The organism is Rohdeia mirabilis (assembly GCA_007750655.1).
GTDB lineage: Bacteria > Planctomycetota > UBA1135 > UBA1135.
On the sequence record CP036290.1, the window covers coordinates 2,920,570 to 2,934,181 of the forward strand.

At 72.6% G+C, this 13,612-nt stretch carries 7 protein-coding genes and 1 tRNA gene; 6 read left to right on the top strand and 2 right to left on the bottom strand.

From position 1 onward, the window contains the following. Positions 1-44: 44 nt before the first annotated feature. The 5 genes from egtB to Pla163_RS10910 all read left to right on the top strand — a co-directional run bounded on the left by egtB (position 45) and on the right by Pla163_RS10910 (position 10,524). Positions 45-1,523 (top strand): ergothioneine biosynthesis protein EgtB, encoded by a 1,479-nt coding sequence (gene egtB / locus Pla163_RS10890; protein ID WP_145187854.1) that lies wholly within the window; start codon positions 45-47, stop codon positions 1,521-1,523. Then, positions 1,511-2,506 carry an L-histidine N(alpha)-methyltransferase gene (gene egtD / locus Pla163_RS10895; RefSeq protein WP_145187857.1) on the top strand — a complete coding sequence of 332 codons (996 nt, stop codon included), beginning with the start codon at positions 1,511-1,513 and terminating at the stop codon, positions 2,504-2,506. Before egtB ends, egtD begins: the two co-directional genes overlap by 13 nt. 303 nt (positions 2,507-2,809) lie before the next feature. After that, positions 2,810-3,853: a hypothetical protein gene (locus tag Pla163_RS10900; protein WP_145187861.1), complete on the top strand. Its 1,044-nt coding sequence runs from the start codon at positions 2,810-2,812 to the stop codon at positions 3,851-3,853. After that, positions 3,850-6,258, top strand: a complete 2,409-nt coding sequence (locus Pla163_RS10905; RefSeq protein ID WP_145187864.1) for a Y-family DNA polymerase — start codon at positions 3,850-3,852, stop codon at positions 6,256-6,258. Before Pla163_RS10900 ends, Pla163_RS10905 begins: the two co-directional genes overlap by 4 nt. Before the next feature lie 3 nt (positions 6,259-6,261). Next, a complete protein-coding gene (locus tag Pla163_RS10910; RefSeq protein ID WP_145187868.1) occupies positions 6,262-10,524 on the top strand; it encodes a helix-hairpin-helix domain-containing protein in 4,263 nt (1,420 codons plus the stop codon). 603 nt (positions 10,525-11,127) lie between these two features. On the opposite strand, the gene Pla163_RS10915 is transcribed toward Pla163_RS10910, so the two are convergent. Both Pla163_RS10915 and Pla163_RS10920 read right to left on the bottom strand, forming a co-directional pair. After that, the gene (locus Pla163_RS10915) at positions 11,128-11,667 is read right to left on the bottom strand and encodes a cupin domain-containing protein (protein ID WP_419185815.1); all 540 of its coding nucleotides are present in this window, start codon (positions 11,665-11,667) and stop codon (positions 11,128-11,130) included. Between the two features lie 298 nt (positions 11,668-11,965). After that, positions 11,966-12,042, bottom strand: a tRNA-His gene (locus Pla163_RS10920). Between the two features lie 311 nt (positions 12,043-12,353). Between Pla163_RS10920 and Pla163_RS10925 the strand changes: the two genes are divergently transcribed. After that, on the top strand, positions 12,354-13,142 hold the full coding sequence (locus Pla163_RS10925; protein WP_145187874.1) for a porin family protein: 789 nt from the start codon (positions 12,354-12,356) through the stop codon (positions 13,140-13,142). The last annotated feature ends 470 nt before the right edge of the window (positions 13,143-13,612 follow it).

A 13,612-nucleotide genomic window follows, 5' to 3' on the forward strand; every position in this document is an offset into this window, starting at 1 on the left:
GTCCTGGCCACGGTCGCCGCGCGATCCCTATGCTGGCGCGCGACATGGGCAACGAGACCGGCGAGAGCGCCCGCGACGGCGCGCCGGCGAACCCCAGTGCCAGTGCGCTGCGCGAGACCGAGTTCGATCTCGGACGCGGAGCGCTCGATGCGACCGGATCGACCGCAGCTTGTGACGCGACGCCTCCGGGCGCCCGCGCGGTCCACCCTGTCGCGAGCGGGATCGGCGAGCGCACCACCGCCGACCACGGCCAGCGCCTGCACGCCGTCCGCTCGACCACCGTCGCCCTCGCGGCGCCGCTCTCGGCCGAGGACTGCCAGCCCCAGTCGATGCCCGACGCCAGCCCGGTCAAGTGGCATCTGGCGCACACCACCTGGTTCTTCGACCAATTCGTGCTCGCGCCGCGCGGACGCGCCGTGGCGCCCGACTGGAGCGAGATCTTCAACTCCTACTACGTGGGGATCGGACCGCGGCACGCGCGACCGCGGCGCGGGCTGCTCACGCGCCCCACGCTCGACGAGGTGCTCGAGTTCCGCGCGCGCGTGGACGAACGGCTGGGCGAGCTGATCACGGGCGACGCGACCGCCGTCGAGCGCGACCGGATCGAGCTCGGACTCAACCACGAACAGCAGCACCAGGAACTGATCCTGATGGACGTGCTGCATCTCTTCTCGAACAACCCGCTGGCACCGGCCTACGCGGCGCGCTCGGTGCCGGCATCGCTCGACGCGCAGGTCCCGCCGTCGATCGAGCCGATCGAGGTGCCCGCGGGTCTGCACGTGGTCGGTCGCGATCCTGCGGCGGGACGTTTCGTCTTCGACAACGAGACGCCCGCGCACCGCGTGTTCCTCGAGGCCTTCGCGCTGGCGTCGCGGCCGAGTTCGTGCGCCGAGTACGCCGCGTTCATCGACGACGGCGGCTACGAACGGCCCGAACTGTGGACGTCGGACGGCTGGGACGCGGTGCAGCGCGAGGGCTGGAGCGCGCCGCTGTACTGGTCGCGCACAGCGGACGGAACACGCCAGCGCTTCGGCCTGACCGGACGCGCGCCGCTGGTCGGGAACGAACCGGTCCAGCACCTGTCCTGGTACGAGGCCGACGCCTTCGCGCGCTGGAGCGGCGCGCGCCTGCCGCGCGAGCACGAGTGGGAGGTGGCGATCGCCCAGGCCTTCCCGAAGTGGTGCCGCGCCGCCGACCTGGACCCGCGCGAACGACCGACACTCGATCCCGGCGCGCACGTGACGCGCCGCGCGCACCTCGGTCCGCGCGCGCTGCTCGCGAGCCGCGTGGAGCCCGGCGACGGCTGGGAGTGGACGGCGAGCGACTACGCCCCCTACCCGGGCTTCGCGCCGCTTCCGGGTGCACTCGGTGAGTACAACGGCAAGTTCATGTCCGGACAACTCGTGCTGCGCGGCGGCTCGTTCGCCACCGCGCCCGGCCACACGCGCGCGAGCTATCGCAACTTCTTCTGGCACGCCGCACGCTGGCCCTTCACGGGCGTCCGACTCGCATGGGACAGGTAGGAACCAAGGATCGCTTCGAGCTGGTGGGCACCCCGCCGGACCACCAGGAAGCCGAGTTCGCCGACGCGGTGCGCGAGGGGCTGTCCGCGTCGCCGCGACACGTTCCCGCGCGCTTTCTCTACGACGCGCGCGGCTCCGAGCTGTTCGAGCAGATCTGCACGCTGCCGGAGTACTACCCGACGCGGGCCGAGCGGGAGATCCTCGAGGACCGCGCCGACGAGATCGCGGCGGCGATCGACCGCGAGCCGACGCTGGTCGAGTTCGGCAGCGGCTCGGCCGAGAAGACGCGCCACGTCATCGAAGCCCTGATCGCGCGGCACGGACACCTGCGCTACGCGCCGATCGACATCTCGCGCGCGGCCCTCGAGGCCAGCGCGGACGGTCTGCTCGCGGACCACCCCGAGCTCGAGATGGTCGGCGTGTGGGGCGAGTACGCGCGCGGGCTCTTGACGCTCGAGCGCGTGACCGACAGTCCGCTGCTCGTCTTGTGGTTGGGCTCGAGCATCGGCAACCTCACGCACACGGAGGCTCTGGCGTTCCTGCGCGACGTGCGCGAGCGCTTGGCGCCCCAGGACCGACTCTTGATCGGCGTGGATCTCGTGAAGGATCCGGCCGTGCTCGAGGCGGCCTACGACGACGCGCAGGGCGTGACCGCGGCCTTCACGCTCAACCTGATCGCTCGCATCGCGCGCGAGCTGGGCGGCGACTTGCGGCCGGAGGACTTCTGTTACCGCTCGCGTTGGAATCCCGACGAGGAGCGCATCGAGTCGCACCTCGAGGTCGTGCGCGCCCACACCGCACACATCCCCGGCGCAAAGCTCGAGGTGGCCTTCGAGGTCGGCGACCGGATCCACACCGAGTACGCCCACAAGTACACGCCCAAGAGTTTCGCGGCCCTGGCGGCCGATGCGGGCTTCGCGGTCGAGCGCAACTGGACCGATGGCGAGGCGCGGTTCCGGTCGTGCCTGTTGGCGCCGCGGTGAGGACCACGGAGGCCCAGCCGGGGCCCAGAGGCAGGTTTGCGGCCCCCTTGCGCGAACCCGAACAAAGCACTAACGTCCGCCAGCATGGGACGGACGGATGCGACGGGTGGCCGGATCGGCGCGGGCGAAGCGATCGAGGGCCGAGCGGTGGATCGGACGGGGCTCGAGGCCCTGGCCCGACGGGTGCGCGCGATCGAGACGGGGAGCCGAGCTGCTGGCGCGCGGGCCGTGGGAGTTCGGGGGGCGGGAGTTCGGGGCGCGGGAGTTCGGGGTGCGGGCGAAGCGGACGCGGCCGAGCGCGGCGTGCCCAGCGGCTGGGCCTCCCTCGGACGGTTCGAGCGCGGCGTCCTGCACGAGTTCTGCGGCGTGGGCGGTGGTACGGACGGGCGCGACTGGACTCCGCCCCTGGCCCTGCTCGTGCACCTGGCGGCCGCGGCGCTCGACGGCGGTGACGACGGCGGTGACGAGGACGGCGCTCGCGGGTGGAGCGCCCTGTGGATCGGCAGCCGGCTGTGGCCCTACCCCGCCGTGCTCACCGGCCACGGATTCGCGATCGAGCGCGACGGCTGTTGGATCTGGACGGACGGGGATACGGACAGGTGTGTAGCGAGCGGTGATGCGCCGGGCGGCACCAGCCACGACGGGCGCGCGCGCGCGCTGCTGCTCGAGCGTTCGCTCTTCGTCGATCCCGGTCCGCGCGCGCTGGCCTGGGCCGCCGACCGCGCCCTGCGCTGCCCGAGCGCCGCAGTGGTCGTCGTCGACGGACGCGGCCTCGACCTCGGAGCCACGCGGCGGCTGCAACTGGCCGCCGAAGCCAGTGGAACGTTGGCGCTGGTCGCCCGACCCGCGTCCGACGCACGTCGGTCATCGGTGGCGGCGAACCGCTTCAGCGTCGAACGCGTCGCGCCCGAGGGCGCCGATTCCTTCGACGGGCGACCGGCCTGGCGCCTCGTGACGCTCAAGCGACGCACGACCCACTGGGCGCTGTCCGACATGCTGCGCGGCGACAGAACGGACCGCACCGTTGGTTCGAGCTCCCCACCGAGCCCGGTGGCGGACGGAGCGTCTGACGGCGCGCTCCGCGACGGTGCAACGTTCGCCGACACGGCACTCGGCGACACGGCACTCGGCGACACGACACTCGACGACACGACACTCGACGACACGGCGTTCGACGACGCGGCGTTCGACGATGCTGTGCTCGGCGATGCTGTGCTCGACGATGCTGTGCTCGACGATGCTGTGCTCGACGACGCCACGGCGAGCGACGCTGCAGTCGACGACGCTGGGCTCGACGGCACGAACGGCCGCGCCCACTCCACGACACACCGAGGTACGCGGCCGTGAAGCGCTACCTCTGCGTCGTACTCCCCAGCTGGTCCGCCGACCGCGTGCTGCGTCGCCTGCGCCGCACCGCGTCGAAGCAGTTGGAGCGCGCCGCCGACCGCCGCGGCTCCGCGCCCGGACAGGCACCCTGCATCCTGCTCACCGCGCGGCGCGCCGGCGGATCGGCCGTGGCGCCGACGGTGGCGCGCTGCTGCGCCGTGGCGGCGGCCGCCGGCGTGCGACCGGGAACGAGCCTGGCCCAGGCGCGCGGCCTTCTGTTCGGGCGCCCCATCCACGTGGAGCCCCACGACGCCCAGGCGGACCGGGCCGGACTGGCGGTGCTCGCGCGCGCGGCCGAACGCTACTCGTCCTGCGTGGGGACCGAGGGCGCGGACGGCCTGGTGCTCGAGATCGGCGGCAGCGAGCGGCTGTTCGGCGGCGAGCGGACGCTGGTGCACACCGCTCTGCGCTGGCTCGACGGACTCGGCCTCGAAGCGCGCGCCGGCGTGGCGAGCACCATCGGCTGCGCCTGGGGGCTGGCGCGTTTCGCACCTGCGTCGCGAGCGCAGGATGCCGCGCATCGAACGAACGGCACGGACACGCGCCCGGACGCGAGCCCCAGCTACGCGCGCGCCGCCCCCGGTGCCGAAGCCACCGCGCTCGGCCCCCTGCCCGTCGCCGCGCTGCGCCTCGACGCCGACGTGGTCGAAGCGCTGGCCGAACTGGGCGTCGAACGCGTCGAACAGTTCATGGCTCTGCCCCGTTGGGAACTGCCGGCGCGCTTCCACGTCGGTCGCGGTTCAGGTGGGCGCGGTCGTGCTCAGCGCGCGTCCACCCACTCCGAATCCACCTTCGGCGAGCACGCGCACGACGCCCTCTCTCCCTCCGACGGCCGCGCGGTCACGGCGCTCGAGCGTCTCGACCAGGCGCTCGGACGCCAGCCCGAGACCCTGCGCCGCGTGCGCGCGCCCCTGCGTCCGCGGGTCGAGCGCCAGTTCGCCGGGCCGGTGCGCGACCGCGCGGCCCTGGGATTCGCGCTGCGGCTGATGCTCGACGAACTGGTGGAGCAACTGGCGGCGCGCGGACTGGGCACCGCGCAACTCGTGGTCGAGCTGTGGCCGTCGGACGCGCCCGCGGACGCACCGCCGAAGCGGCTCGTGCGCCACACCAGCCGCGCGGGACGGGACGCGCGCCACCTGTGGTCGCTGCTCGACGTGGAGATCGAGCGGGCTCCGATCGGGTTCGGTGTGGAACGCGTCGCCCTCGAGGCCCGCGCCCTGCGCGAACAGCGCGGCGAGCAGAGCACGCTCGCTGGCACGGCCTCCGGCGCCTCGGACCCGCACCGCCACCCGGCCGCGGACGACCGCGACTTCGCCGAGCTCGTGGACGCCTTCGTCACGCGCCTCGGTCCGCGCGCGGTCTTCGCCGCCGAAGCCTTCGAGGACCCGCGCCCCGAGTGCGCCTTCCGCGTGCGGCCCCCCACCGCTCCTCCGCGCGCCGCGCACGTGCCGCGCCGCCCGCGCCCCACGCGCCTGTTCACGGAGCCGCGCCCGGTCGAGGTCGAGCTCGATCCCGCCGCCGATCGCCCGCGCGCCTTCACCGAGGGACACCGCCGCCACCGGATCCTGCGCTGCTTCGCGCTCGAACGCTTCGCCCTGCCCTGGTGGCCGGGAGCGCCGCGCTCGGTCGTGGACACGGCGCTCGGACGACTGGCCACCGGCGTCGATCTGCTGGACGTGCGCGCGTACCGCGACAGCTTCCGCGTGCTCGACGAGGACGGGCGCTGGTCGTGGCTCGTGCGCGCGCGCATCGTCACGGCGCGTGTGGCCATGGCGCCCGACGTCACGGCGCGCGACATGACGGTGCACGACATGACGGTGCACGACATGACGGTGCACGACGTGAGGGGCCGCGACGTGACGGTGCGCGAGGTGAACGGGCGCGAGGTGAACGCGCGCGAGGTGAACGCGCGCGAGGTGAACGGGCGACCTGACGCGGAGTTCGACGCGAGCGGTTCGCGCGGCCGCGACCCGAACGTCACCGATCCGAGGACCGCGCACTCGAACGGCGGCGCTCCGGGCCGCAGCGCCTCGGACAGCACGGCTCGGAACGGCTCGTCGGCGAACGGCGGCGCTCCGAACGGCGTCGCTCCGAACGGCAGTGCTCCGAGCCGCCTCACTTCGAACGCATCGGCCTCGATCGGTGCCTCTGCGAACGGTACAGCTGCGAACGTCACCAGCTGGAGCGGCACGACGGCGAACGGCACGACGGCGAAAGACACCACGGCGAATGGAACAGCCTCGAACGGCACGACGGCGAGCGGCATTCGCTCGAACAGCACCGAGCCCAGCGCCGCGAACTCGCCGTCCGACGACGGCTACGACGTCGTCGCCGAGCGCTGGTTCCTGCACGGGGAGTGGGCGTGAGCCGTGCCGGACGCTCCCACGCACAAGAGCGCGCCCCACCCGTGGCGCGCCCCGGGCCCCGGTCCCGCCGCACATCCGGCCCGTCCCACACCGGCGGTCGACTACGCCGAGCTGTGGACCACGAGCAGCTTCAGCTTCCTCGAGGGCGCGAGCAGCCCGGAAGATCTCGTGCGCCGCGCCCACGCCCTCGGGCACCGGGGCATCGCCGCCTGCGATCGCGCGAGCCTGGCCGGCGCCGTGCGCTACCATGTGGCCGCGAAGGAACTCGGCCTGCCGCTCGCGATCGGCGCGCGCATCGACGCCCGCGCGCGGCTCGAGCTCGAACCCGAGGCCTGGGGCGCCGATGACCGGGGCGCCGGCGGCCCCGATCCCACGAACCCGAACCCGCGCACGGCGTCCGGTCCCCTCGCGCCGCCCCCGCTCCTGCTCTTCGCCACCGATCGCGCCAGCTACGGCCGGCTGTGCCGTCTGATCACGCGCGGTCGGCGGCGCGCGCCCAAGGGCTCGTGCCACCTCGAGCTCGACGACGTGCTCGAACACGCCGAAGGACTCATCGCCGTCGCGCTGCCCCCCGAAGCGGACGATCCGCGCGGCACCGCCCGCCCGCTGGCCGAGTTCGAACGGGGCCTCGCGAGCCTGCGCGCCGCCTTCGACCGCGAGCGGCTGTTCGTGGCCCTCGCCTCCCACCACGGCGCGGACGACGAACGCCACCTGGCGCGGGTGCTCGGCGTCGCCCACAGGCAACAGCTCGACCCCGTCGCCACGGGGGACGCGCGCATGCACAGCCCCGAGCGCCGCATGCTGCTCGACGTGCTGACGTGCATCCGCGCCGGCTGCACCGTGACCGAGGCGGGCGCGCGCCTGCTCCCCAACGCCGAACGCCGGTTGGCTCCGCTGGGCGTCGTCGCGCGCCGCTTCGAAGCCTGTCCGGACGCCGTGCGCCGTTCGGTGGAACTGGTCGAGCGCGCCGCGTCCTTCTCGCTCGACGAACTCGACTTCCGCTACCCGAGCGAGACGAGCCGCGACGGCGTCGTCCCCTTCGAGGAACTGGTGCAGCGCACGCGCGAGGGGGCCCGCGAACGCTATCCGTCGGGAACGCCGGCGAAGGTCGAGCGCCTGATCGAGCACGAGTTCGCGCTGATCGCAGAGCTCGAGTACGCGCCCTACTTCCTGACCGTGTGGGACCTGGTGCGCTTCGCCCGCTCGCGCGGGATCCTGTGCCAGGGGCGCGGCGCGGCGGCCAACTCGGCCGTGTGCTACTGCCTCGGTGTGACGGCGGTGGATCCCGAGCGCTCGGAACTGTTGTTCGAGCGCTTCGTCAGCAAGGAGCGCGACGAACCGCCCGACATCGACGTGGACTTCGAGCACGAGCGGCGCGAGGAGGTCATCCAGTACCTGTACCGCCGGCACGGCCGCGACCACGCGGCCCTGACCGCCGCGATCACGACCTACCGCGGGCGCGGCGCGCTGCGCGACGTGGGCAAGGTGTTGGGGCTCGCGCCCGAGACCGTCGACACGCTGGCGAAGGGCTTCGACCACTGGGGCGAGCTCGACGAGCCCGAACGCCGCATCCGCGACCTGGGCTTCGATCCCAAGGAGCCGACGCTGCGCTGGCTCGTGCGGCTGTCGAGCGAACTGCGCGGCCTGCCCCGCCACATGTCCCAGCACGTGGGCGGCTTCGTCATCACGCAGAACCCGCTGTGCGAGCTGGTGCCGATCGCGAACGCCGCGATGGACGCGCGCACGACGATCGAGTGGGACAAGGACGATCTGGACGCGCTCGGGATCCTGAAGGTGGACGTGCTCGCGCTGGGGATGTTGACCTGCGTGCGCAAGTGCTTCGACCTAGTGCGCGACGCGCAGGAGCGCGCAGTGGATGGAGCGCACGGAGTGCACGGGACGTCCACCGCGTCCTTCCCGGGCACGAGCGCGGGTCGCGGCGACGCGGAGGGTGGTGACGCAAAGGGCGGTGGAGCGAGCGGCCGCGACACGGGCAGCGGCACTGCGGACCGCGACGACACGGACCGCGACGACACGGACTGCGGTGTCACGCGCGGTCGCAACGCGAACAGCGACCACACGGGACGCCGCGAACTGCCCCGTAACGAAACGCGCCGCAACCACGCGCGCCGCAACGAACCGGGGCACGACGGCACGGGGCACGACGAAACAGATTGCAACGGAACGCGCCGCAACGACGCAGGCCGCGACGGAACGAGTACCGACCACGCGCCCCCCTCGAACCCGCTCGCCTACCACCAGCCGCGCGATCTGACCCTCTCGACGATCCCCGCCGAGGACCCGGACGTGTACGACATGATCTGCCGCGCCGACACGGTGGGCGTGTTCCAGATCGAGTCGCGCGCGCAGATGTCGATGCTGCCGCGCCTGCGTCCGCGCTGTTTCTACGACCTGGTGATCGAGGTGGCGATCGTGCGGCCGGGTCCGATCCAGGGCGACATGGTGCATCCGTACCTCCGCCGCCGCACGGGCGAGGAAGCGGTCGACTACCCCAGCGACGAGGTGCGTTCGGTGTTGGAGCGCACGCTCGGCGTCCCGATCTTCCAGGAGCAGGCGATGGCGCTGGCGGTCGTCGCAGCGGGCTTCACGGGTTCGGAGGCCGACCAACTGCGTCGCGCGATGGGCTCGTGGCGCAAGGACGGCCGCGCGCTCGAGCGGCTGGGCGAGAAGCTCGTCGAGGGCCTGCTCACGCGAGGCTACGCGCCGGACTTCGCCGAGCGGCTCCTCAAGCAGATCCACGGCTTCGGCGACTACGGCTTCCCCGAGTCCCACGCGGCGAGCTTCGCGCTGATCGTCTACGTCTCCGCCTGGCTCAAGCACCACCACCCGGCCGCCTTCGCCGCGGCGCTGATCAACAGCCAGCCGATGGGCTTCTACGCGCCGGCCCAGATCGTGCGCGACGCCCGCGAACACGGCGTCGAGGTGCGCCCCATCGACGTGAACGCCTCGGACTGGGACTGCACCGTCGAGTGCGTCGAGTGCGTCGATCGTGGCGAGGACGGAGAGCGAATCGATCGCAGTGAACGTTTCGAACGCGGCGAGCGTGGCGAACGCGGCGAACGAAGCGAGTGCGTCGAACGCCTCGAACGTGACGCACGAAGCGATCGCAGCGGACGATTCGTGCACGGTGAACGTGTCGTGCACGGTGAACGTGTCGTGCACGGTGAACGTGTCGAGCACGGTGAACGTATCGAGCACGGCGAACGTGTCGTGCACGGCGAACGTGTCGTGCACGGTGAACGTATCGAGCACGGTGAACGTGTCGTGCACGGTGAACCAGTGGCACGCGGTGAACGTGTCGAACGCTGTGCACGGACCGAGTGCGGCGAAGGTGTCGATCCGGTCGACCGCGACGGGAAGCCGCTGGATCCGAACCGGAACGGCAGTCGGCCCGCCCCCCCGCCGGCTCCGGGGTCGGAAGCCTGCGCAGCGGACGCGGACACCGACGCCCGCTCCCCCCGTTCGGCCGCGCGCACGAACCCGCCGAGCGGCCGGTACGCGCTGCGGCTCGGGCTGCGGCTCGCCAAGGGCGTGGCCGAGGAGGACGCGCGGCGCATCGTGGCGGCCGTGCGGCTGTGCGGGCCGTTCGACTCGATCGAGAACCTGTGGCGCGTGAGCGGCGCGAGCGTCGGAGCCCTGCGCCGCTTGGCCCGCGCCGACGCGTTCGCCTCCTTCGGCATCGAGCGCGAACGGGCCCTGTGGGAGATCCGCGCCCTGCGCCCGGGCGACCCCGCCTTCGCGGACCGCGCGGGTGGGACGAGCGACGGCGTGCTGCCCTTCGAGGTGGCCCAGTCCGTGGCCGAACTGCCCGGACGCGATGCGCTGGGACGCGTGCTCGCCGACTACAGCGCCGCCGGTCTGTCCCTGCGCGGCCATCCGCTCGGGTTCCTGCGCCCGCGGCTCGACGAACTGGGCGCGGTCCGCGCGAGCGACCTGGCGGAAGCGGACGCGCTGCCCCAGGGTCGGCGCGTGCAGGTCTGCGGGCTCGTGCTCGTGCGCCAACGCCCGGGCACCGCGTCCGGCATCGTGTTCATCACGCTCGAGGACGAGACCGGCGTCGTGAACCTGATCGTGCGCCCGCGCGTGTTCGAGCGCGATCGACGGGCCGCGCGCCACGCCGTGTGCCTGCTCGCCACCGGCCGCGTCGAGCGCCAGGGCGACGTGGTCCACGTGCTCGTGTCGAAGCTCGAATCCACGGACGGAGCCTTCGGCGCGCTGGGTTCGCGCTCGCGCGACTTCCACTGAACCGCGATCGGAGCACTCGGAACCGGTGCGGTCGCGATCGCTCCGTGCACGCTCGTTCGGGTCGCACGACGCCGATGGGTGAGCGGCTCTCGGTCTCGCTCCATGCCGACTCGGTGCATGACCACGCATCGCGAAGGTCGACCGCGCTGCGCGGAATGCACCGATGAGCTGCACCGCGAGACCGCGTCGCAGGCCTGCGCCCCGAGACTGCGCCGAACGACGGCCTCGCCGAGCGCGCACCGCAACGGCCGTTGCGCACAGGTCGACCGCGACGCGCGGACCGCACCGACGAACGGCGCCAATGAAGTGCACCGATGAAGTGCACCGATGAAGTGCACCGATCAACGGCACCTATGAACGGCAACGATGAACGGCAACGAAGCACTGCACCGCGAGACTGCGCCACATCGCTGCGCCGAGCGACGGCCTCGCCGAACACGCACCGCAACGGTGTTGTGCAGACACGGCACGCCTCGGCGTCCTCGGTGAGCATCGGACCGCGTGTGCGGCACCGAACCGGCCTCACCGAAACGGCCTCGACGAAACGACCTCGACGGTGCGGCCATCTCGACACGCACCGATCGCTCGCCGCCGAACGCCGCGTCAGTCCGCGAGCGGCCAGGGCGACGGCGCGGGCACGACGGCCGGGAAGTCGGCGTAGGCCACCTTCGGGTCCGACGTCCGTTGGGTCACGCCCGCTCCGTGACTCAGGGCCACGCGGTCGACGGGATAGTCGATCTCGATCTCCGGACGACGCGCACCGACCATGACGATCGCGCACGGGCCCGTTCCGCTTCCGACCAGCACGTGCCGCGTCCACGCCGGGCAGTGGAAGAAGTCGCCGGCGACGAGCGCGCGTTCGGCCCCCTCGACGATCAGCGTGCAGCTGCCGGACAGGACGAGGAACGATTCCTGCGCGTCCTCGGCGTGGTACTGGCAGTTGCGCTCGCCCGGCTCGAGCACGTGAACGTTGATGCCGACCTCACCGAAGCGCGCCTCGGCAGCCGTGCCTTCGAACGAGCACCAGCGGCCCGCGCCCTCGCAGGAGTTCCAGTGCGCCTCGGCGAGGTTGACGACGAACCAGCCGGCTCCGGCGGGGCGCAGTCCGGACTCGCTGCGCTCGAGTTTCGCTTCTTCGACCATGGCGACACTGGAGCAGATCCGCCGCGCGAGGTCCACGCCGTGCGCACACGCTCGATCGGCACGATCGCCGGGGCTCCGCCGAACGGGGTCCGTCCGGAACCGTGCGCCGACTCGGTCCGCCTGAGTGGGTCCGTCGACGCGGCGACCCGACGCTCGTTCGCATCCGACCCGTCCGATCGTCCGTTCGGGGTCGCGACCCACGAAGGCACACATCCCGCGCGTTCGGATCGGTCCCGAGCCAAGCCGGTCGCGTCACATGCTCGCGCCACTCGGCCCTGCCACTTGGTCGCGTCGAGGTTGGGGTGAGTGAGGGGAATTGAACCCCCGACCCCCAGAACCACAATCTGGTGCTCTAACCGACTGAGCTACACCCACCAGACGCAACCCTGCCGCGTCGCTCGACTCCCCGAAGGGCGCTCGCAACGCGAAGAGGGCGGGGAGGATCGCTCGGACCCCGCAGGAAGTCAAGCGACGGCTGGGGCGGATCGGTCCCAGCGGTGGTCATCGCGGCCGGACCGGCACCCTGGGACGAGAGAAGTTCGATCCGCGAGCGGGGAGCGACCGATGAAGCGCCCGGAGGTCCTGCCCCCGCCACCCCGGAGGCCACCGCTCCGCCGCCGTCTCGGCCGCGCGTCCGCCCGCGAGTGGGCGACCCGGCCGAGCGCACCACACCGCACGCTCGAACCATGGCCACCGACCACTTCCTCGTCCGCTCCGTCCTGATCGCCGCCGCGCTCCTCCTCGGAGGCTGCCAAGCGCCGAGCGTCGACCTCATGCCGCGCCTGATGCGCCTGGACCTCGACGGGGACTTCGCCGCGAGCAGCTCGGCGATCTCCGCGGCCACCACCTGGGACGAACTGGGCCTCGACGACGCGTCCACCGTTTTCTCGCCGCGCGCCGACCTGCACATGGGGCCGTTCGACGTGACGCTCGACTACGCCGCTGCGGACTTCTCCGGCCAGGGCACGACCGGCGCCCAGCTCGAACTCGACGGCATCACGATCGCCGCCGGCACCGCGGTCGAGTCCGACTTCGACCTGGCCGTCTGGCGCCTGACCAGCACCTACGACTTCTTCCCGACCGAGGTGGCCACCGTCGGCCTCGGCGTCGGCCTCGCGGCACTCGACATCGAGTCCTCGGTCGTCAACATCTCGAACAGCGACCGCATCACCACCGACGAGGTCGTGCCGCTCCCCTACCTCGCCCTGCGCGGCGGCATGGAATGGGGCAACCTCGAGGCCCAGGGCCTGCTCGGCCTCCTGTCGCTCGACGTCGGCGACGCGGAGGCCAGCTACGTCGACCTCGACCTGTTCCTGCGCTACCGACTGCTGGGCGGCGAGGACCGCATGCGCGTGTCCTTGGTGCTGGGCTATCGCTACGCCGACCTCGATGCGGAGTACGACGACGGCAGCGACCGCGTCGCGATCGAGACCCGGATCAGCGGCCCCTACTTCGGCGGATCGGTCACGTTCTGAGGCGCGTCGCGCGTCCGGACGGCGATCCGCACGCCAGGTGGGCCGCGTCCCAGTACCGCGCTGCGAAGATCCGGCCCTGCCGACGTGCGGCCGCTGCTCGGCGCCGTCGGTCGTGCGGCCTCGGATCGCACGAACTCGTGCGCAACGGCGCAGCGGCGCGTGCCGTGCACCGCACGGCGACGCGTCGGAACGCGCGACCGACTCCGTGTCCCGATCAGCACGGGCGCAGCGCGCCACACGGTCGGTTCGGCTCCGACCTGCTCGGACCCGACGTCGCCCGGTCGGCCCCGGTTCGACGGCGAAGCGGAGTTCGACGGCGGCATCGGATCGCGGTGCGACGCGGGTGGTGCGCGCCAAAGCCGCCTCCACCACCCCAGCGGGGCGCCGCTCGCCCAGCCCCGCTCCCCCGCCTGTTTCCACCGGCGCGCGGTGACCCGTGGCCGAGCTCGTGCGGCACCCCGTGCAGCACC

What these genes read in the sequence shown, in the direction of transcription:
- Pla163_RS10925 (WP_145187874.1), top strand. Translation starts at nt 12,354, where the DNA reads ATGGCCACCGACCACTTCCTCGTCCGCTCCGTCCTGATCGCCGCCGCG.
- Pla163_RS10915 (WP_419185815.1), bottom strand. Translation starts at nt 11,667, where the DNA reads ATGGTCGAAGAAGCGAAACTCGAGCGCAGCGAGTCCGGACTGCGCCCC.
- egtB (WP_145187854.1), top strand. Translation starts at nt 45, where the DNA reads ATGGGCAACGAGACCGGCGAGAGCGCCCGCGACGGCGCGCCGGCGAAC.
- egtD (WP_145187857.1), top strand. Translation starts at nt 1,511, where the DNA reads ATGGGACAGGTAGGAACCAAGGATCGCTTCGAGCTGGTGGGCACCCCG.